Below are 20,189 nucleotides of genomic sequence, written 5' to 3' on the forward strand. Positions count from 1 at the left end.
TTAATGCACTGATGGCACTTTAACTTGCGGCCAAAACATGAATGGTATATAAATCAGACACTTAGGAATCTGCATCTGTCCAAAAGAGATTTTTACACCAAGCAATTGCTGGTCTAGTCGATGGGGGTGTCATCCTGTGACCAAGTCTGAGTTGATCGAACGTATCGCCGATAGGCAAGATCAATTGTCGGCCAAAGATGTTGAGTTGGCGGTTAAGTTGATTCTGGAGTACATGTCTAGAATGCTGGCTGCGGGAGATCGCATTGAAGTGCGCGGTTTCGGTAGTTTTTCGCTGCATTATCGAGAGCCAAGAATGGGGCGCAACCCCAAAACGGGCGAGCCGGTGGAGCTAGAGGGTAAGTACGTACCACATTTTAAGCCAGGCAAAGAGATGCGCGATAGAGTAAACGACAGCATATAGCCTCGCGTAGGAGCAAGGCTATATGCAGTCAGTGCTTTGAGGCCTAGTTTTCTAACTGAGTGGCGGCCTGGGGGGCAGATCTGGCTGGCAGTAGTGTCACATTGCCGAGATCAGCGATTTTGTCTTTTTTGCCGGCGATTAAGTCGTGCTCGATGCGCTCTGGGGTGTAATGTACCGGCATCGACATAATTAGCCGCTTAACTTCCAATATATCGTAATCTACACAGGCCTGCTCTAGCTTGTGAACCAGAGCTTTTGTCTCTTCAAAATCCAAATGATGTTCGTTTGCTCGCATAATCAGCGGGTGTTCCGTGCCCATCACTTGATTGCTGACCAATAATTCTTCATACAGTTTCTCGCCGGGGCGCAATCCCACCTGCACAACCTCAATGTCGCCACCTGGGTTTAGGCTGGATTTGACGGTTAGGCCAGACATGCGAATCATCCGCTCTGCCAAATCCCAAATCTTCACCGGTTCTCCCATATCCAGGACGAAAATATCGCCGCCCTTGGCCATGGCGCTCGCTTGAATCACCAGCTGAGCGGCTTCTGGGATGGTCATAAAGTAACGCGTAATCTTTTTGTGGGTTACCGTGATAGGGCCACCACTTTGAATCTGCTGCTTAAAGAGAGGCACTACGGACCCAGAAGACCCTAAAACATTGCCGAAACGCACCATGCACACTTGGGTTTTACTCGAGTGGCCTGCAAAGCCTTGCAAAATCAATTCAGCGACGCGTTTAGTGGCGCCCATTACATTGGTGGGGCGAACGGCCTTATCTGTGGAGATCAACACGAAATTAGCCACGTCACACTGGGCGGCGGCTTTGAGGCATTGCCAGGTTCCCAGTACGTTATTACGAACGCCCTCAATGAGGTTTTGCTCTACTAGTGGTACGTGTTTGTAGGCTGCGGCGTGGTAAATAGTATTAACACGGTAGGAGCGGAAGATCTCTTGCAGCTGTTTGCTGTTGAGTGTTGAGCCCAAAATGGCCACCAAATGAAGGTTAGGGAAGCTGCCCTTCAATTCGCGTTCTATTTGGTAAAGTGCAAATTCGTTTTGCTCAAACAATATTAGGGAAGCAGGTTTTTCAGGTGCTATCTGCCGGCAAAGCTCGCTACCAATGGAGCCGCCAGCGCCTGTCACCATCACGATTTGGTCGCGTATGCACCTGTCCAATAGGTCTTGCCTGGGGGGGATAGGATCTCGACCTAGCAAGTCTTCGATTTCTACATCTCGTATGTCGTCATCCTGAATAGCGCCATAAACCAAGTCTTCCACGGTTGGGATGGTTTGCAAGCGAACCCCTAGAGGAGTTAGTTTTTCCACCACCTGCCGGCGTTTGTCTTTAGTGGTGGCGCCCAAAGCCAGCAAAATGGTCTGTACAGAATATAATTCAACGAGGTGTTTTGCTTCCCTAGAACCGTGTACCGGAATGCCTCTCACGGTGGTGTTGCGGAGCTTTTCGTCGTCATCGATAAAGGCAATCACGTTGTAGGAGCGACTTTGGATCAGGCTGGCGGCTATTTGGTAGCCAGAGTGGCCGGCACCATAAATGATAATCGGCGTTTTTGTTCGGTTATCTTGCAGTTTACGGGTGTTCAGAAAAATATGAACCACGCTTCTGATAAGCATGCGGGGTGTGCCTAAGGCTACAAGCGCTATACAGTAGTAAATAAAAGGCGTAGATCTAGGTAAGTCTATGGCAGACTTTATCCCATCTACATTGATTGTGAGCTGCAGAAAGTAAGCGGTTAGTACTAAAATAACGGCCGAAATTAAGGTACAGAAAACCACCGTGATAACGGCTTGGTGGGCCATAAAGCGTAATATAGCTCTGTAAAGTCCAAATTTTATAAAGCTAAAGATGGTTACGCAGGTGGTAATACCAACAACAATCAATAGGCTGGTTTGTAGCGGATTGAATAGCTCCCCTATACGGAACGCGATGGCTGCATAGATCGCCAGTGGTATTACCAGAAGGTCATAGCTGAGCGAGATGGCTCTTTTTGCAGAACGAGGCGCAGATAATAACCGGCCAATCATAGAGTTTGGTTCTCGCGTTTGCGGTGCCAGCCAGTCAAATGGCCGAAAAGCAGAGGGGGTACCTTGTAAAGGCGATGCATTCTGAGGAAAGTCCTGTCCTTTTGTTTGTGTTCCTTTAACCTGCGGCATGGCCGAGGTTATAGAATAATTGTAATCGCTGTGGTTGATTTTGCCACCTTAAACTTCAGTACCGCTCTCGGTGGATGGTTGTGGTGTCATTTTGCTTTAAATTGAGGCTTGAAATTGCGTTGCTTCATTTCAAGGCCAGTTTCAGCTGTACACAGCGATGAGCCATATCGAAAAGCCCTGTTAAGACACTTTTAATGCTCTTAAGTTGAATGCTTTCTGAATGGTAAACGGTTTAACTGCTATTATCCGCACTCGGTCGCATTTTGGCCGAGTATTGGGTCTCAAACTTGCTATTATTCCCTTTAAACGCGCGCTACGACCATTTGTGCCCACCAGTGCGATTACTCTCAGTGTACGGCGAAGCCATAAATTCGTTAGTAATGGGCAAGTAAACGTTCAAGTTGGCACAAGAAGTAGTCTCTACCATTACCGGATTGTGATAGGCAACGGGTAGTGATAAAGTTCTGCCGCTTCAGTGTGGCGGTAGTAGCGTAGTCATCAAATGGCCTGAGTTCAGGCAAAAGTCTCACCCCAAGGAGGAATGTAAGTGAAGGTATTGGTTACCGGCGGAGCAGGGTTTATCGGTAGTGCTGTGGTCAGAGAGCTTATCGACAATACAGAGCACGAAGTATGCAACGTCGACAAGTTGACTTACGCCGGGAATTTGGAATCCGTAGCGCCCGCAGAATCTTCCGATAGATACAGCTTTGTGCAGGCAGACATTGCCGATCGTGAAGCCATCGATAAAGTTTTTGAGCAGTTTCAGCCCGATGCAATCATGAACCTAGCTGCAGAATCTCACGTGGACCGCTCTATTGATGGCCCGTCTGAGTTCATGGTCACCAACATCATGGGTACCTTCACTATGCTGGAGGCTGCACGTACTTACTATATGACGCTTTCTGACGATGCTAAGGCGCGTTTTCGCTTTCACCATATCTCCACAGATGAGGTGTTCGGCACCCTAGGAGACACCGGTTTCTTCACTGAGACAACTGCCTACGCGCCCAACTCGCCTTACAGCGCTTCGAAGGCGTCTTCGGATCACCTAGTCCGCGCCTGGCACGAGACGTATAACCTACCTACGGTGCAAACCAACTGCTCAAATAACTATGGGCCATATCATTTCCCGGAAAAGCTGATTCCATTGGTGATTCTCAATGCGTTAGAGGGCAAGCCGCTGCCGATCTACGGTGATGGATCACAGATCCGTGATTGGTTGTACGTAGAGGACCACGCCCGCGCTCTTATCAAAGTGGTGCTAGAGGGCAAGGTTGGAGACACTTACAACATTGGCGGCCATAACGAGAAGCGTAATCTCGAGGTGGTCGAAACCATTTGCGAGATTTTGGACGACATACAGCCAAAAGATGTTTCCTACAAGGAGCAAATCACGTTCGTTGCCGATCGCCCGGGGCATGATCAACGGTATGCTATTGACGCTGATAAAATCAAAAATGATCTTGGCTGGGTTCCTGCGGAGAGCTTCGAATCAGGCATTCGCAAAACCGTAGAGTGGTATTTGTCCAACAGTGATTGGTGTGAGGCCGTCACCAAAAACAAATACGACCGTCAGCGTATCGGTCTAAAAGCCTAATAACCGATTTCTCAATAAAGGATTAATTCACATGGCAGTAGCACGTAAAGGAATCGTACTGGCCGGCGGATCTGGTACCCGTCTGCACCCGCTCACGCTGGGCGTCAGTAAGCAGTTAATGCCTGTTTACGACAAGCCAATGATCTACTACCCGGTATCTACTTTAATGATGGCGGGTATCAAAGATATTCTTATCATCACAACGCCTGAAGATCAGGCCCAATTTCAAAAATTACTCGGTGATGGTTCCCAGTGGGGAATCCAACTTACCTACGTCGTTCAACCATCTCCGGACGGTTTGGCTCAGGCGTTTATTCTAGGGGAAGAGTTCTTAGATGGCGCACCGGCCTGCCTGATCTTGGGCGATAACATCTTTCACGGCCACGGTTTGGTAAGAACCCTTAAAGCGGTAAATGAGCGCGAAAGCGGAGCTACTGTTTTCGGATATTGGGTGACCGATCCGGAGCGATACGGCGTGGCTGAGTTCGGTGAGGGCGGCAAAGTCATCTCAATCGAGGAAAAACCTGCCAAGCCCAAATCCAATTACGCAGTGACAGGGCTTTATTTCTACGACAACCAAGTAGTTAATATCGCAAAATCACTGAAGCCATCTCCTCGCGGTGAACTAGAAATTACCGATCTTAATAAGGTTTATCTCGAAAGAGGTGAATTGCATATGGAGGATTTGGGGCGGGGTAGCGCTTGGTTAGATACTGGTACTCACGATTCGCTGCTTGAGGCCGGAAACTACATAGAAACTCTAGTAAAACGGCAGGGGTTGGCAGTATGCTGTCCCGAGGAAGTTTCTTACTTGAATGGTTGGATTTCTAACGATCAGCTCAAGATGCATGCCGATAAATATTCCAAAACTGCTTATGGGCAGTATCTGAAAGTGCTGGCCAACAGAGTATTGCCAATAAAATAAAAATACTTGTCATTTGACTTAATTGTTGATGACGCTTCAGATATTGCTTTATTCTCTGTATGCTCTCGTACTTATATAGTCCACTTAGTAGGGCGTAAGTTTCACAATTATCAATAAATGGTTTTTCCCTGAAGGAGAAAAGCCATATTTTGTTCTTCTGATAGTTGCTAATCAAGTAAAAGCTATAGTAATTTGAATATGCGAACTGTAATTATTCATTACCACCTGTTCAAGAACGCAGGTACATCCGTTGATAGAATTCTAGCAGATTCATTTGGTGATAAATGGCTTAATTTTGATAAGCCTGATGAGAATGCTAAAATTTTACCCGGAGAAATATCTGAGTTTATTGGCGCCAATCCGCAGTTGGTGGCCCTTTCCTCACACCATGTGGTACCTCCCATTCCGGTGATCCCAGGCGTGAGAGTTATTCCCCTTTTATTTATTCGTCATCCTATATTACGTGCGCGTTCTGCTTATTTGTTCGAATGGCAGAAAGCTAAGGGTCTAGAGCAGCCTCAAGGCTCATTTGCAGAGTACGTGAAACAAAAGGTTGAATGTAATAAGTACGGTGTCATCTCAAACTTTCACGTTAGTAAACTAAGTTGTATACAGTATTCCGCTAGGGACTTTGCCGCTAAAAGTCTCCGAGATTACGAAGTGTTAAATAGAGCGAAATTACTTGTTGATAGCCTGCCTTTCTTTGGATTGGTTGAGAATTTTTACCAGTCTTTAGTGCGTATGCATTATCTTCTAAAACTGGATTTTCCCTATCTTAGGGTTAAAACACATGAGGCAAATGTTACACAACCAACTGTTTTTGATGTGGATGAAAAAATTTCAGCAATTAAAGATGAGTTGGGCGAGGAGGTGTTTGGCGTGCTGATGCAAGCAAATCAGATGGATTTAGAATTATACAAATATGCGTCGAATCGTTTTTATACAGTTGCACGCTAAAGGTAAACTGAAGAATTATGGGGATGGAATTCAAATCAAACTCCAATGAAAGACAGCCGGAGCAACTTGAATCGATAGAAGATCACAGAAATAAGTCAAACTATCTGTTTCACCTGCTGAATGAATCTTACGGAAAAGTTTATAAATTCGATAAATCAGTTCTTGGAAAAGTTGTTTTTGCTCTAGAGTTTCTGTACTCGTTAGTAACCTTCAGGGTTGGTCGAAAGTCGGAGTTTCGACAACTTGTGGAGTTGTCTAAAAAACACAAGGAAATCTATAAGTTAGATTACTCATCCGTAGATAGTGATCTGAAGCGAGGCCGTTTAAACTCATCTGTTCAAGTTTTACGGTATTTTGCCAGTCATCCTATTTCAAGTTTGAGATTGATAAGTTGGTACCGAGTAAAAAGATTGGCATTGGCATTATTTACGCAAGATAAAACCTCGTTAAAACAGTGGGTAGATGCAAGATTTCCTGAAGAAAGGCAGTCATTTGTCGTGCCCGAATTGATCTCTAAAGCAGAAATTGATGGCATTGCATTGATTGACTTTCCAGATGTCGATCAACCTTTGGTTTCCATTGTGGTGCCAGTTTATAACAACTACAAAACGACGTTATCATGTCTATTGGCGCTGAAGAAAAACACCGATCTGTCTCAAGTGGAAATTATAATCGGCGACGATTGTTCCACCGATGAGACTATTAGTCTCGCCAATATAACTAAGAACGTTGTGATATGTAGGCAGCGTGAGAACGTCGGTTTTGTTGAAAATTGTAACAGAGCTGCAAAAGTGGCACGTGGTGAGTTTCTGTTGTTGCTAAACAATGACACTAACGTACAGGCCGGCTGGCTCGAGGCGTTACTTGCTACTTTTGATTCTGACAAATCTGTTGGGATGGCCGGGCCCATGTTTCTTTTTGAAGACGGTAGCCTTCAGGAGGCAGGAGGTATAGTGTGGAAAGATGCGTCAGCATGGAATTATGGTCGCAGTTGCGACCCTAATGAGCCTGAATTCTTATATGTTCGTGAAGCGGACTATATCTCTGGTGCTTGCTTGATGTTAAAGCTTGAGCTGTGGAATGATTTGTGTGGTTTTGATGAGCGATATCGTCCTGCATACTATGAAGATACAGATTTGGCGTTCAAAGTCCGAGAATATGGGTTAAAAGTAGTCTATCAACCGCTATCTAAAGTAGTGCATTTCGAGGGATTGAGTAACGGTACTGATGTGGGTTCGGGGCTGAAAAAGTACCAAGAAATTAACAAAGACGTATTTTACGAGAAATGGAAAAATACACTAGCCACGAAGCACTTTGCTAATGGTCAATCAGTGTTCGATGCTAAAGATCGAAAAACTGCAAACAAGAAGGCTACAGTTTTAATCATTGATCATTACGTTCCATTCTGGGACAAGGACGCTGGTTCCCGTTCCACGTTTTTATATATCGAGGAAATGCTCCGCTTGGGTATGTGTGTGAAGTTTATAGGGGCTAATTTTTTTCCGCATCAGCCCTATACCCAGTTGCTACAAAATATGGGCGTAGAAGTGCTTTATGGAGAAAAGTGTGCCAGGGGCTGGAAGCAGTGGGTGCGCAGTCAAATCAATAATATTGACGTAATTTATTTGCACCGCCCGCACATAACAGAAGTCTTTATTGATTTCCTATTAGAATTACCGAAGAGGCCAAAGTTAATCTATTTTGGTCATGACTTGCATTTTTTAAGAACCCAGCGCGAAGCAAAGCTAAAGTCAGATCAGAAATTATTCGCAAAAGCTGAGGACTGGAAGAAAAGAGAGCTCGCTATCTGTTCCAAGGTTGATCAGGTATTCTACCCATCAAATGTGGAAGTGGACTTGATAAAAGAAATGTTGCCTGAGGTGAATGTTGACACTATCCCGCTTTACATGATTGAGCAAGACGATATCGCCTTAAGTCAGGTTAATAGAGAAAAGATTATTCTATTTGTAGGTGGGTTTGGTCATCCGCCAAACATGGATGGAATCAAGTGGTTCATTGACGAAGTATTTCCGTTAGTTTTAAAAGAAGATAACTCGGTCAAATTACATTTAGTGGGTTCAGAGGCCCCAGAGACTTTATTGAAACTTGATTGTCAGAATATAAGGGTTCACGGATACTTGGTTGAGGACCAGCTATTAGATTTATATCGTCGAGCAATGGTCAGCATTGTTCCACTTCGTTTCGGTGCCGGAGTGAAGGGTAAGGTACTTGAGGCCCTCAAAATGAATCTGCCAGTCGTTACAACGACTGTTGGAGCGGAAGGCTTGCCTGAGGCTAGTTCTGTGTTCGCAGTTACGGATGATTTCCAGGAGTTTGCAAACTTAGTGTTACAGAGGGTATCGGATTCAAAAAGGTGTATTGAAATAGTAAAGCGGTATGAAAATTATATAAATTCTTACTTTTCGCGCGCCCGGGTAACACGTGTAATAGAAGATAAATTTTTCGTGAATCAAACTAATAGTACCACCAGAAACAGAAATCAGAAAACTAACTGTCAATAGTCAAATCTTAAGTTTGAACTGGGATAATATTAGGCAAAAAAATGACCAAAATGAACCAAAAAGAGGAATGTATTGCGGCTTTTAAGTTGCAAATTTCAGAGCAGCAAGCAAACAATAGTGGTTCGGTGGCTGATTTTTTAATCGAGAAGTTGGTGGAGATGCAACTTCAGTATAATGAGCAAGATAAAAAGATAGAGCGGCTGCAAAAGACTATACAGCGTTCTGAATTATTCTTTTCGCTAGATGAAGTGACCTTGATTTCGACAAACAAATTCAATGACTACACACTGCGCGCAGAGGACGCGATACTTCCCACAGATAATTTTTACGAATGTGAGAAAAGGGGAGACAACGATTTTATACGTTGGACAGGTCCGGCTAAATTTAATAATTTCATTGTGCCTGTAGACCGCTCTCAAAGTAGAGTTCTACGGTTCGTTATTGCAGGTGCGATTAAAAGAGAATTGCTAGCTCTTTTAAAAATCTATGTAGATAACGAAATATTAAAAGTTGATGTTGAAGAAAAAGGTGGTTTCTTGACTTACACTGGTGTGTTGCCGGCTTCAGCCAGAAAGCAAGACACTGTGGTCACACTCTATTGTCCCGAGGTCTCGTCTCCTATGGAAGTAAATCAAAATTCAACAGACAAGCGAGTACTTGGTGTAGCTTTTCAGCGGATGGAGATATCCTGATTAATGAAAGCCATTACAGTGGTGATATGTACGTACGACCGTTATGATTTGTTAACAAAATCGATTGAAAGCCTCTATCGTCAAGCCACAAATGTCGCCGACTATAATGTTCTCGTTGTTGATAATACGCCAAAGCAACACAGAAAGAGCTGCGACTTTCTCATAAAAAAATATAAGTCTTACGGTAATTTTAAAATTATTTTCGAGGACGTACCAGGTTTGTCTAACGCCCGCAATAGGGCTTTGGAGGCAGGAAACAGTAAGTATATCGCTTACTTAGATGATGACGCGATAGCTTCATCGAGCTGGATAGATTGTTTGCTCAAAGCGTTCGAATTTAGTGGCCGCGTAGGTGTGGTAGGTGGTCAGATCCAACCAATTTGGGCAAAAAGGAGGCCGAGTTGGCTCGGTGATCAGTTGTTGGGCTACCTTTCAGTAGTAGATTGGGGGGGGGAGCTTCGACTGGCGGCAGCAGATGAATGGTTTGCCGGTGCAAATATTGCTTTTTCTAGAGAATTATTAAAGTCCTGTGGCGGATTCTCTCCTGGGCTAGGTAGGGTTGGTAATAGTTCTGTTCTAATGTCGAACGAAGAGTCACAAATCATCGATTTTGCACGGCAGAATAATTACGAACTCGTTTACGCCCCAGAGGCTATGGTAGATCATCTTGTAGAAGAGAAAAGAATGACACAAAGCTGGTTTCGAAGGAGAGTCGCTTGGCAAGCCGTGTCTGACTTCAAACTTGATGCCACTTCTGCCCAAGCCGATCCTAGGAAAAAAGAAAGAAATATCAAAGATTTCTTGATTAGTTTACCGCCTCTTTACCGTAATCTACAAGGCATGTATTTGGATTTAGATGATCCCGATGAATTTGTGTGGCAGCTTTCTGCAATTTATTCCTATACCCTCCTTACACTTTCGGGGTTTGAAGGGTTAAAAAATGTCTGAACAGATTCCGTTCAAGGTCCTTATCATATCCCCAACGCCAACGTGGCCGTTAAATTTTGGTAATCGAAAAAGAATTTTCTCGATTTGTGAGCAGTTAAAAAAAAATGGTATGTATTTGCACTTCGTCCACTATGCAAGCGAAGCAGATTGGCGGGGCGGGTACCCTCTTGAGTACGCAGAAAAAATGCGTAATCAGTGGGATGTCGTAGATCATATATTCCCCTCCAAACCTATACATGATGCTCCGCAAAACGGCTTAGACCACGAAGTTGACGAGTGGTGGGACTGGGTCATCCAGCACCATATAGAGCAATTAACTAAGCGTACACATTTTAATCTTTGTATTGTCAATTATACTTGGCTAAGCAAAGCTCTCGAATTTGTGCCTGAACCTGTATTCAAGGTTTTGGATACGCATGATAAATTCAGCGGAAGAAGAGAATTGCTGGAAAGAAATGGCCTCGAAAAAGAGTTTTTTCACACTACAACAACTGGAGAAAAGCTGGGACTTGATCGCGCTGATTTGGTTTGGGCAATAAAAGAACAAGAACGGAACGATTTTATTTCTATGGGTGTTCTGACTGAGGTGAGGACATTAGTACATCTAGATGTTGGGGTCGATGAAATTGAACCGAGGAGTGATTTCGACTTTTTGAAAGTCGGGATTATCGGTGCGGCTAATAATATCAATAAGTACAATTTTGAATCATTTTATCATAATGCAATTAAAGTGTTTAGCGAGTTCATTCCTGCATTGAAAGTATACATTGCTGGGTCTGTATGCTCTGAGTTGGATATACTGGAAAATGAATACTTTGAATTTTGCGGTTATGTTGAAAAACTCGATGAGTTCTATGCGGATGTTGATGTCTTAGTTATACCAATGGCTTTTTCGACTGGGTTGAAAATAAAAGTAGCAGAAGCGATATCTTTTGGTAAACCATTTTTAAGCCATTTACATGCTAGTGAAGGTTTCGATCTTGTTGATGATTGTCATAAATTGCAATCTTTTGAGGCGATGGCATTAGAGTTGACTCGCATAGCCTACGACCCAGATAGGTTAAGTGCAATGAGGGAAGAGTCTTTGATTGCCAAAAAAAATGTTGCGGTTCGAATTGAAGAAGAAATCCAGTATATCGTCAGCCAATTGACAAAGCGTTGCCACGCTGTCGTTGTGGTCCCAAAACAATATGGAGACAAATCTTCAGTTCTTCATTGGCTCGCTGAAGAACGATTGGAGTATGTACGTCTACAGTACAGTGATTATCTGGTTTTTCGGTGCTGCGATATCATATCTTCAAATGGTCATAGCGTTGACGTCAAAAACATTAGCAAGGATCAGCTGGCAAATACTATTAGATTAGTTGACCCGTGTATAGTGATTAACTTAGACGAGTTTTTGAATTTAGATAAATTTGACTTCAAGTGCCGTTATCTTGGGTTTTCGGCTGGGTGTACAGATAAAAGAGATCATGTTCTGTCTGATTTTTACTCTACAGAAGCCGAATCTTATCACCCTCTTTTTGGTCTGGTGTGGCCTAGCTTTCTTCAAAAGTTAATAGATAGAGAGCGTAAACATGTTTTGGTCTTGGGTCCAATTACTCCTGTAGTTAAATTTTATTCAGAACTGATAATCCCCGGAGAAGAGGTTGGTCATCTGGAGTTGCCTACTTTCTTGGCTTTGGATCATTATCTTAAGAAATTGATCGCGTTACCTAAGTTGGTGATTGTTGCAGAAGATGGAAATAAGCTGTCGGACGTGGAGCGCTTTATCTTGGTTATGTGTTTGACTTGTAGTGTTAAGGTGGCGGCGCTGAATAGGCCGATTGAGTTGTTTGATAGTCCCGTGACTCTTGAGGATAGAGAGTTCGATTTGCGGGAGTTTAGCCTCAGTAAGTTGGCTCAGCCTGAAAAAATGATGTTATAAAATGAAGCGCCTAGAGTTTTGCTGTTATTAGGAGTGAGAAAGTTGTTTCCACAAAGCGTGCGGATGGTTGGCGTAAGACTCGAAATGGCTGAACTTAAAAATAGATTGCTTGCATAGTTTAAACCTGAGCTGAGCTTTGGATGTGCTTTTGAACAAAAAGTCAGTATGGCAATTATATTCCATGGCGAAAATAACACCGAGATTTTTGTTGGTAATTTAACACTTTCGATGGGAAGCGAACTGCTGTCTACATAAGAAGGGAATGTTGTTGGTTGCCTAGCGTTTGTGTTCTGGCGGCGTTTCTCAGTTACGAGAGAATTTTAAACATAGATTGAAGTGTTGGCAAGGAGGTTTAAGTGATCTATTTAAGTATACTACACCTAGACATCATAAAAAATGGCTTTGAATAATTATGATAGAACAGAAAACTATTAAAAATATCGCCGAGCTCCTGCCGAATTATTATTGTAAGGCGCTATCCAAGCTTTCTAGGAATAGGAGTTTGAGGGGTTTGAAGGTTCTCGAAATAGGGGGGTGTAGCGTTCCCATAAAAGTTGCAAACGAACTAATGGGTGCGGAAAAGTGGGTCAGTGTGGATTTGTTGAACTTCACCGGCGGCACCTACCAATTTAAAAACTGCGAGCCATATTTCAAGGGTAGAGAAATTTTTAAAGTTCATGAAGAAATCGACTGGGCGAGTAACAATATTATCATCGATGGCGATGCTCTGGAGTTTGTCCGGTTGCATCAGCTTGAACAGTTTGATGTTATCTTCTCAGTAAACTGTTTTGAGCATTTTCCGAGGCTTCCGGATTTCTTAAGGCATTCCGTTAACGTACTCAAACGCGGTGGTTTATTGTTCACTCAATTTGGTCCTATTTGGAGTTGCTGCGTAGGAAGCCACTTGAGAGTCAATGAAGAATTAGACTTTGCGCTTGAAGGGCTTATAGATGAGCATCAGCATTTATTGTATGGCCGAAAAGAAATGTTCGAGTACTTGCATGCCAAAGGTTTTTCCCGGGATCTGTGTGAGATTGCGCTATACCAAATTTACAATAGTGTCGAAATTAATAGATTCAGTTATGATGATTATGAGTACTTTTTTAATAATAGTGGATACAGCAAAGTTGAAATTAAAAAAAGTTTCTCGGTTCCTGTTGTGGCAGAAAGGCTTGCGCTGCTAGGGGACAGGTGTCCCACTATTACAGATTTTGAGACTTACGAGTTAACGGTTGTCTGTGAGCTTTAATAGGTGGGCTAAAATATGAAGGGTTTAGAGGTGGAAGATTTTGTCGTTTTTGCTCAGCCGAGAACTGGAACAAATGCTTTGATCGCAAGGCTCAATAGGCATGAAAAGATTCTTTGTCATTATGAGTTGTTCCACCCAAAGGAAATATATTATTGTGAGAATAAACTTGATAAAGCTGTTTTAAATAATCATGAAATGCGGTCCTTAGAGTTTCGAGATAAGAACGTTGGAAAGTTTTTGTCTTATTTATCTAGCAGTAAAGAAGATAGGTTGTTCGGGTATAAAATATTTTCACATCATAATCCATCTTTGATGAAGGAAAGAGCCGAAAACAGGCTGTTAAAAAAAATAATAGTGTATCGAGCAAACTTGTTAGACCAATATATATCCACGGAGATAGCTCTTAGCACTAATGCATATACATATAAAGAAGAGGCCAAGGATATAAGCAAAGTTGCCGAATTTAACTATAGTAAGTTTCTTCGGTTTGTGGCCGAAGAACGAAAGATTTTAAATTACTATGTCAGTGTTTCTGTAGGTGATGTGTTCTTACTTGAGTATACCTCGGCGGTTATGGGAAGTTTAGTTGATTTGTTTGAGTTTTTAGGTCTTGATCAAAAGGGTGGGCCGACCGAGGAATCAAGTTCCTTTAAGAAGCAAAACTCATATAAAACTAGGGATAAAGTTATTAATTTCGATGAGGTGGTGGAAAGTCTCAAAGATAGTGAATTTGAGTGGATGATTGTTGATTGATGATATATACCCAAAATTCAATGAATTTAAGAGTTAGTATCTCATAGTTAATTTGAGCGGTTGAGGCTTGATAGATTTAAATGGCTAAAAACACTTTGGAGGCGCTGATGTGTATCTTTGCAATTTGTGGCCAGATGTGCCGGAAAAATTAAAGGCAGCCACCCTAATCAGGGTGGCTGATATATAACAAAACAAGTCCTTAGTTAGGCTTGCGTCAGTAGCCGATTGTTATAAGCCAGAATCTGTATAGTATCCTAATACATCAATGATTACATGGGCGTCCTGAATACTCATAACAGATATATCAGGGTCATCCTCGCTAGCGGCAGTCACAGCGACAGTTCCCGCATTTGCCACATTTGCCAAACCTGACACGAAGTTTAACCAACTAGCGGAAGGCTCAGTGGTATTCCAAGGCCAGACAACCAAGTGGCCACCGTCGCCAATTTCACCACGAGGTACAACTGTAACGTTAATTTGTACGGCCTCTGGCTCACCAAATGGAGATGGGCAAGATGCGGGGTATTCAGCAGGCGCGGTGCCTGTTAAGTTATTTTGTACAGAAATATCGCCCCATACTTTGAAATTTCTTGCCTCATTAGCTGTCATCATGCCGCCATCACCGAAGCGAGTATCTACTATCCGACATGGCTCAACAGCCACGTAGCCCAACGCTGCGGGAATAGGCTCGGCCGCACAAGTTCCGGCAAGGCAAGGCAACTCCAAAATGTACGACAATGGGAACGTGTCACCGTTAGAATAATGCCTTACTGTTACTGTATGTACTCCATCCTCTTCTAACGTTTCATCAATAGTACAGTTAACGCAATAACTGCCATTCTGTCTAATCAGCGTACCGTCTGGCCCGTACAAAGTCAGTACTTTATACACATTATCTGCTATCGCTGCGCCCGAGTTCCGTAGTTGAATAAAAGGACGATCACCCTCTTGACCTAAAAATTGGTAGCTATCTAGATCTTGGCTTTCATAGAATGTACAGGCGATTGTATCACCGTACTCGATATCCATCCCACTGGTAGGTTCATCCTCACAAACGGTTTGTGACCACCCCATTTGAGATGTTATGAGCGCTGCCATCAGGGAGCCCCATTTAATTGCGTTCCTGGTTAATTTTTGTAGACTCATGCTGTAAACCTCCAAGTTTACGGGTATAGCTCTCACCTGCGAATACAGGTTCTGTTGTGGTTGAACTTTTTTAAAACTTGCATATTTCAAAAAGATTGACGTCAATTGCTGCCAAATCCGTCGCTAGAATGTGTAAGTAAAGCGCATTTCTGCAATCTAGCTTGCCGACAAATTACTGGGAAAAAGTTGGCAATCGAATAAGACCGCCTCTAACCGGCGAGTCGGTTATGACGCCATACTGCTGCATAAACCAACTCTAAGAAGCGGTGCAAATCTAAACACGCTTGCACAAAAATAAACTAAAACCCAAGCACTTGCCGAGGCTCTAAATTTATTTTTATTACGCACTCATTTCAAGACAATACTCCAAGTTCTACGATTTCTAGTAGTATCCAGGTAAGTGCCTCTAAATCAGCATGTTTTGAGCCGCTTCCATCCCTGGCAATCTGTCTCCCTGAATGCACATCAACCCAAGGGGAGAACCATGAATTCCGACCAGTATCCAGAATCAAGAGCCCAATACTGGCAGTAGCAGGTTAATGCCAGATCTCAAACAGAGCTATCTGGCGCCAAATTCCGTCAATCACAGAGTTTGGTGTATCACCAATATGTTTATTGGCGTCAGAAGCTGCTGAGACACAGTCAGCCGCAAATCGAAGTTCTACGGGTCAGTGGTTTTACGCAAGTCAGCTACCAATCTACAGTGCCATCAGGGCTTACCCTGTCATTCCTCAGTGGCATCGAAGTGTGAGGCGTTGATGCTAGCAATGTATCTATTGGCCAATCACTGCCAGCGGCAATGTAATGACTCGTCACTATTCGCAAACGAACAAGATCAAATGTCTGCACTGAAAGGATACGGGCTCTGGCTCTACTACAAGTCTCTCGCCGAAGAAAAGTTCCGATGGCCTTGTCGTGGCGAGGCGGTGGTGTCGCTCACCGGCCAGCAGATTAACTGGCTGCTCGCCGGGCATGATATTGCCTTGATGCAAGGTCATAAAAAAATTACGATACAAGTCGGTTTTTTAGGAGGTTTTTTACTAAACTTGTTATAATGGTGGGATGAAAACGCCCACCTCTTCATCGCTTTCCGAAGACGATTACCGTACGCTGAGTGCGGATGATTTGGTGGCTTTGTTAAACGAAAAAGATCAACGGTTGGCCGCCGTTCAAGACCAGCTGAGCGAAAGTAAAAACAATATTAGCGATAAAGAACGCTACATCCGAATTTTGGAAGAGTGTCTGCGTCTGGCTAACGCCAAACAATACGGCGCCAGTAGTGAAAAGCTGGATTTCCAAGTGGATCTGTTCGATCAAGCGGGACTTGAGGTCGCCCTCGCTGAGTTCGAGGATCAGCTCTCGGAAGAAGATTTGATCGCCCCTCCGGCAAAACAAGCGCGACGTCGTGGCTTCTCTGAAAACCTGAATCGAGTACGCGTCGAACTTTCCCTCAGAGATGAGGAAAAAGCCAGAGCCCAAAGCACTTTCTTCCGACGGGATCAGCATGTCGATATGACCGCATTTTCCTTTCTTTTTTAATAACTTTGGATTACATTTTAATTTTCTTATACCTGAAATCTATATGATACCCAAGACAATAGTCCAATTTTGGCATGATAAAAATCCTCCAATAGAGATGTTGGAGCTTACTTCCTCCTGGCATGTGGTTAATCCTGGCTACGGCTACACATTGTTCAGTTATGATTCTGCAAGAGAATTTATTTATAGTAATTATGGTGAAAGGGAATTAAGGGTTTTCGACTCGGCTAAATTTCCAGCCATGATGTCAGATATATTTAGGGTGGCGTATTGTTACGCTAGTGGTGGCGTTTACGTCGATGCTGGTACCATGGCTGTTAAATGCCTGGATTCGCTTTTACAAAAAAATAATGATTTACTGTTGATGCGAAAGTGGCACGGGGCGGTATGGAACGGGTTTATCGTTTCACGAAAAGGAAGTCACAGTTTGGGGGTTGTTTGGGAAAAAATAATCGCCAATGTAGAAAATAGGGTATCTGAAAATATTTGGTCGCTCACTGGGCCTGGGGTTTTCACTGATACAGATTTGTCTGATGCATCGATCATCGATCAACTATCGCTCAAGGAATATTTCGATATAGTCAATGATCTGCAGCATAAAAAGGAAGCGCACTGGTCCAATTTGCAAAAAGGAACATCTATCTACAGATAGTGATGGCTTGGCTTCGAGTCCCGTGAGATGTAGATGCTTTGTCAAAGAAATAGTTTTGTAAATAGGGCTAAATTTACTATTTAAAATCCGACATCTGTGTATCGTAAGCACGATAAAATACTTCTATTAATGAGTCTAGGTTATACAAAAAATTCCGTTGTTTGGCTAATGGACGTCCTTTTTTGTCAGTTGCGATGCCCTTAATCTTTTGCGTTTGACTGAATTCGGGCGAGTACTCTTTGATAAAACCAATATTGATGGGGAGTTCGAATGCACCTAGTGGTTCATTTGTATTTTCTTTGATCGATTCGTATTGAGTCGTCGTTGCGGTTATTCCGATTTTGTCACATACAGATACTAACATTTTTTCGATAAGCACAATTTTGGGGTGATTGAAAGAGAAAAACATTCTTTCTTTAGTGATCTGATCTTCTAGAAAATCTACAATCTTACAGTCGCTGTTTGACTCTCTTGAAGCCAGTTCCCGGAGTGAAGTAGATGCAGCGTCTCGATACTTTTCAAGGTTGTAATCAAGGCTATTGATTAGGTTTTTGGCATCGGTTGGGCTTTTGCCTTCGATCCAGCAATCATAAATTGCTTCGCAATGATAATCGCCCATTGGGCCTTTTAGTGTGCCTTGCTTGGGTAATCGATAGTATCGCCAATCTGGGAAATAGCCGGAAAAATATAGATTGATAACGGTGACGACTTTAGATCCATATTCTTTTTTTAAGCTGGATGTTCGTACAAATTCACAAGGGTAATTGTCGTTTACTTGTTGCGCGATAATGTAGTCAGATTCAGCGTATGCCCTCTTATGAATATCGCAATCTGAGTCTTTTGCTAGATGAACAATAGTGACGTCTATTATTTCCACTAACGAACTTAGTCTGATTAATCTTTCGGCTGTAGGTCTAGCTTGGCAATTTCCGACAACTGATATCTTTATCATGTTAATTCTCGCTGTCCTGACAATGAATTGATTGCGTCACGTATTGGTGTAATGCTAGGTCAAGAACGTTTTCTTTAAGTAGTTTGGGCAATAGCGGATCGAGTTTGGTAATAGCTGAATCTAGTTTCTCATGGCTTGATTTCTTATCTTTGATGTTTGCGTTTTTATAAAGGAATTTGTAGCCTGGAAAATATAAAGACAGCTTATGGGTAATGATTCGCCAGCTAGTATCGAAGTTCTCAACTGTCCCTACTAGTATTTCCCCGTTTCTAATTTTCTCAAAAATATTGATCAAGCAGCGTGGGTTAACGTCTTCTTCGGGTTTGAGGTTTCGTTCGCTTCCGATGTATGCTGTTTGATAATTGCAGATTACTTTGGGTGTTGATTTTTCGAGGCGCCATTCTACGTAGTCAATCAAGCTCGAGCTAGATGCCTTTGCTGCGCCATTGCTGCCTTTCTTTTGGCTGCGCTCGAAATTATAAACTGAGATGATTCTTTCGATTGGGTTTCTGACAAAATAAATAGGAATGCAAGTGAACTCTTTGCTAACTGGAAGAGGGTTGCATAGATGATGGCTTGAGATAGCCTTTATATTTGGGTTATCCAGGATAAGTTGTGCTAAGTATTCACTACCGCCTTGCCTCATGGATTTGTCATCCCGGTGGTCTAAAAAATCTTTACCAAAAGCATTTTTTAAGGCGGTGTCTACCGTTGATCCGGCGTTTTTGAAAATGTGCCCGTGTGTAATTATGTATCTCATCGTCAACTATATGTTTGTTTATTTATGTCATCAAGCTCTAACTTTTGGAGCTTATTGTGTTTGGGTGCATGGTTGAATTAAATGAATTTTGCCGATGTCATTAATACCATTTCCAGCCGTGCCTATTAAAAAACTTAAATGCTGATTGTATGAATAGCCACTTGTGATAAAGCGGCTTTTTTCCTGTTTCGCCCCCTTTGTGTTTGATTTTCACGTTGGCATTGTAAAGGTGTTCACAGCCTAGTTTGTTGGCCCTTATCGATAAGTCAAAGTCTTCAAAATACATGAAAAAGTCTTCGTTAAAGCCACCAAGTTTAAACCAAAATTCGTGTGTGGCTAATAAAAAGGAGCCGCTGCAAATTTGCACCATTTTCAGGTTTTTATCCTGATCGGATCGATACTCGTAGAGTGTGTTTAAATTCTCAAAAAACTTCAGCCGTAACAACATTGGAAACAACCTGGCTAGGAGGGTGCAGATGTTAGGGTAACGCTTGTTTCCGTAAACTTGCTCGGTTCCATCTAACGATAATAGCATGGGCGCAACAAGCCCAGGTTTCTCACTAGAAGAAAGTAGCTCACAAGCATGGGAGATGCTGAGCTTGTCCAGTATAAGATCGGAGTTCATTACAATCAGGCACTTTTCTCTAGTCGGAATTGTAACCTCTTGTCTTATAGTGGTATTGTTTGTTCCGCCGTAACCTTTGTTTTCGCAATTTAATTTTAAGTTTACTGGCTGTTTGTAGTGGGAGTGAACAAATAACTCTGTAATGTGGAGATCAAGGTGCTCGTTGCCATTGTACATCAAATGTAGAGTGGATTTACCTATATGTCTTTTGGTGGTAGCGTCTTCAATGGCGGTGTTTAAGCTCTTTAGGCAATTTTCTATGTCGTCAGCATCCCATGTGTGCACCACAACCGAAATTATTAATTCGTTAAAGGTGGTTTTGCCTTCTAAGTTTTGGGCGGTGGTCAT

Annotated in this window: 18 protein-coding genes and 1 pseudogene; 14 read left to right on the forward strand and 5 right to left on the reverse strand. The window is 42.8% G+C overall.

What is annotated here, in order from left to right:
- The first annotated feature begins 136 nt into the window (after positions 1 to 136).
- Positions 137 to 421, forward strand: coding sequence for an integration host factor subunit beta (gene ihfB, locus ACGHM3_RS09825; protein WP_345419005.1), 285 nt, complete (start codon positions 137 to 139; stop codon positions 419 to 421).
- Positions 422 to 464: 43 nt separating this feature from the next.
- Here ihfB and ACGHM3_RS09830 read toward each other — a convergent pair whose 3' ends face one another.
- A complete protein-coding gene (locus ACGHM3_RS09830; RefSeq protein ID WP_345419008.1) occupies positions 465 to 2,597 on the reverse strand; it encodes a nucleoside-diphosphate sugar epimerase/dehydratase in 2,133 nt (710 codons plus the stop codon).
- A gap of 547 nt (positions 2,598 to 3,144) precedes the next feature.
- Here ACGHM3_RS09830 and rfbB point away from each other — a divergent pair.
- From rfbB to ACGHM3_RS09875, 9 genes are all read left to right on the forward strand, one after another.
- On the forward strand, positions 3,145 to 4,194 hold the full coding sequence (rfbB, locus tag ACGHM3_RS09835) for a dTDP-glucose 4,6-dehydratase (protein WP_345419011.1): 1,050 nt from the start codon (positions 3,145 to 3,147) through the stop codon (positions 4,192 to 4,194).
- Between the two features lie 31 nt (positions 4,195 to 4,225).
- On the forward strand, positions 4,226 to 5,119 hold the full coding sequence (gene rfbA, locus ACGHM3_RS09840) for a glucose-1-phosphate thymidylyltransferase RfbA (RefSeq protein ID WP_345419014.1): 894 nt from the start codon (positions 4,226 to 4,228) through the stop codon (positions 5,117 to 5,119).
- Positions 5,120 to 5,317: 198 nt separating this feature from the next.
- Positions 5,318 to 6,076: a hypothetical protein gene (locus tag ACGHM3_RS09845; protein WP_345419017.1), complete on the forward strand. Its 759-nt coding sequence runs from the start codon at positions 5,318 to 5,320 to the stop codon at positions 6,074 to 6,076.
- A 23-nt stretch (positions 6,077 to 6,099) separates the two neighbouring features.
- Entirely contained in the window at positions 6,100 to 8,598 is a 2,499-nt protein-coding gene (locus tag ACGHM3_RS09850; RefSeq protein ID WP_345419020.1) for a glycosyltransferase, read from the forward strand.
- A 41-nt stretch (positions 8,599 to 8,639) separates the two neighbouring features.
- Positions 8,640 to 9,290 (forward strand): hypothetical protein, encoded by a 651-nt coding sequence (locus ACGHM3_RS09855; protein WP_345419023.1) that lies wholly within the window; start codon positions 8,640 to 8,642, stop codon positions 9,288 to 9,290.
- Positions 9,291 to 9,293: 3 nt separating this feature from the next.
- Entirely contained in the window at positions 9,294 to 10,238 is a 945-nt protein-coding gene (locus ACGHM3_RS09860) for a glycosyltransferase (RefSeq protein WP_345419027.1), read from the forward strand.
- Positions 10,231 to 12,165 (forward strand): glycosyltransferase, encoded by a 1,935-nt coding sequence (locus tag ACGHM3_RS09865; protein WP_345419030.1) that lies wholly within the window; start codon positions 10,231 to 10,233, stop codon positions 12,163 to 12,165. Before ACGHM3_RS09860 ends, ACGHM3_RS09865 begins: the two co-directional genes overlap by 8 nt.
- Positions 12,166 to 12,676: 511 nt before the next feature.
- Complete coding sequence (locus ACGHM3_RS09870; protein WP_345419033.1) at positions 12,677 to 13,414, forward strand: methyltransferase domain-containing protein; 738 nt, start codon at positions 12,677 to 12,679, stop codon at positions 13,412 to 13,414.
- A gap of 15 nt (positions 13,415 to 13,429) precedes the next feature.
- On the forward strand, positions 13,430 to 14,167 hold the full coding sequence (locus ACGHM3_RS09875; RefSeq protein WP_345419036.1) for a hypothetical protein: 738 nt from the start codon (positions 13,430 to 13,432) through the stop codon (positions 14,165 to 14,167).
- Positions 14,168 to 14,395: 228 nt separating this feature from the next.
- On the opposite strand, the gene ACGHM3_RS09880 is transcribed toward ACGHM3_RS09875, so the two are convergent.
- Positions 14,396 to 15,313 (reverse strand): hypothetical protein, encoded by a 918-nt coding sequence (locus ACGHM3_RS09880; protein WP_345419039.1) that lies wholly within the window; start codon positions 15,311 to 15,313, stop codon positions 14,396 to 14,398.
- Between the two features lie 547 nt (positions 15,314 to 15,860).
- Between ACGHM3_RS09880 and tnpA the strand changes: the two are divergent.
- The 4 genes and pseudogenes from tnpA to ACGHM3_RS09900 all read left to right on the forward strand — a co-directional run.
- Positions 15,861 to 16,064 (forward strand): annotated as a pseudogene (gene tnpA, locus ACGHM3_RS09885) (IS66 family insertion sequence element accessory protein TnpA); the annotation flags it as partial.
- An 88-nt stretch (positions 16,065 to 16,152) separates the two neighbouring features.
- Positions 16,153 to 16,368 (forward strand): IS66 family insertion sequence element accessory protein TnpB, encoded by a 216-nt coding sequence (gene tnpB, locus ACGHM3_RS09890; protein ID WP_345419041.1) that lies wholly within the window; start codon positions 16,153 to 16,155, stop codon positions 16,366 to 16,368.
- A gap of 7 nt (positions 16,369 to 16,375) precedes the next feature.
- Positions 16,376 to 16,852: a transposase gene (locus ACGHM3_RS09895; protein ID WP_345419044.1), complete on the forward strand. Its 477-nt coding sequence runs from the start codon at positions 16,376 to 16,378 to the stop codon at positions 16,850 to 16,852.
- Positions 16,853 to 16,895: 43 nt separating this feature from the next.
- A complete protein-coding gene (locus ACGHM3_RS09900) occupies positions 16,896 to 17,504 on the forward strand; it encodes a glycosyltransferase (RefSeq protein ID WP_345419047.1) in 609 nt (202 codons plus the stop codon).
- Between the two features lie 76 nt (positions 17,505 to 17,580).
- On the opposite strand, the gene ACGHM3_RS09905 is transcribed toward ACGHM3_RS09900, so the two are convergent.
- The 3 genes from ACGHM3_RS09905 to ACGHM3_RS09915 all read right to left on the reverse strand — a co-directional run bounded on the left by ACGHM3_RS09905 (position 17,581) and on the right by ACGHM3_RS09915 (position 20,189).
- Complete coding sequence (locus tag ACGHM3_RS09905) at positions 17,581 to 18,456, reverse strand: WcbI family polysaccharide biosynthesis putative acetyltransferase (protein ID WP_345419050.1); 876 nt, start codon at positions 18,454 to 18,456, stop codon at positions 17,581 to 17,583.
- Between the two features lies 1 nt (position 18,457).
- On the reverse strand, positions 18,458 to 19,216 hold the full coding sequence (locus ACGHM3_RS09910; protein WP_345419053.1) for a sulfotransferase family 2 domain-containing protein: 759 nt from the start codon (positions 19,214 to 19,216) through the stop codon (positions 18,458 to 18,460).
- A gap of 100 nt (positions 19,217 to 19,316) precedes the next feature.
- Complete coding sequence (locus ACGHM3_RS09915; protein ID WP_345419056.1) at positions 19,317 to 20,189, reverse strand: hypothetical protein; 873 nt, start codon at positions 20,187 to 20,189, stop codon at positions 19,317 to 19,319.

The organism is Halioxenophilus aromaticivorans, assembly GCF_042850945.1.
GTDB classification, from domain to species: Bacteria; Pseudomonadota; Gammaproteobacteria; order Pseudomonadales; family Cellvibrionaceae; genus Halioxenophilus; species Halioxenophilus aromaticivorans.

Bases quoted from the DNA above. Each gene is read 5' to 3' on its own strand.
- ACGHM3_RS09830 (WP_345419008.1), bottom strand. From the start codon at position 2,597: ATGCCGCAGGTTAAAGGAACACAAACAAAAGGACAGGACTTTCCTCAG.
- ACGHM3_RS09905 (WP_345419050.1), bottom strand. From the start codon at position 18,456: ATGATAAAGATATCAGTTGTCGGAAATTGCCAAGCTAGACCTACAGCC.
- ACGHM3_RS09875 (WP_345419036.1), top strand. From the start codon at position 13,430: ATGAAGGGTTTAGAGGTGGAAGATTTTGTCGTTTTTGCTCAGCCGAGA.
- ACGHM3_RS09915 (WP_345419056.1), bottom strand. From the start codon at position 20,189: ATGACCACCGCCCAAAACTTAGAAGGCAAAACCACCTTTAACGAATTA.
- ACGHM3_RS09865 (WP_345419030.1), top strand. From the start codon at position 10,231: ATGTCTGAACAGATTCCGTTCAAGGTCCTTATCATATCCCCAACGCCA.
- ACGHM3_RS09880 (WP_345419039.1), bottom strand. From the start codon at position 15,313: ATGAGTCTACAAAAATTAACCAGGAACGCAATTAAATGGGGCTCCCTG.
- ACGHM3_RS09850 (WP_345419020.1), top strand. From the start codon at position 6,100: ATGGAATTCAAATCAAACTCCAATGAAAGACAGCCGGAGCAACTTGAA.
- ACGHM3_RS09860 (WP_345419027.1), top strand. From the start codon at position 9,294: ATGAAAGCCATTACAGTGGTGATATGTACGTACGACCGTTATGATTTG.
- ACGHM3_RS09910 (WP_345419053.1), bottom strand. From the start codon at position 19,216: ATGAGATACATAATTACACACGGGCACATTTTCAAAAACGCCGGATCA.
- rfbA (WP_345419014.1), top strand. From the start codon at position 4,226: ATGGCAGTAGCACGTAAAGGAATCGTACTGGCCGGCGGATCTGGTACC.
- ACGHM3_RS09895 (WP_345419044.1), top strand. From the start codon at position 16,376: ATGAAAACGCCCACCTCTTCATCGCTTTCCGAAGACGATTACCGTACG.
- tnpB (WP_345419041.1), top strand. From the start codon at position 16,153: ATGTCTGCACTGAAAGGATACGGGCTCTGGCTCTACTACAAGTCTCTC.
- ACGHM3_RS09900 (WP_345419047.1), top strand. From the start codon at position 16,896: ATGATACCCAAGACAATAGTCCAATTTTGGCATGATAAAAATCCTCCA.
- ACGHM3_RS09845 (WP_345419017.1), top strand. From the start codon at position 5,318: ATGCGAACTGTAATTATTCATTACCACCTGTTCAAGAACGCAGGTACA.
- ACGHM3_RS09855 (WP_345419023.1), top strand. From the start codon at position 8,640: ATGACCAAAATGAACCAAAAAGAGGAATGTATTGCGGCTTTTAAGTTG.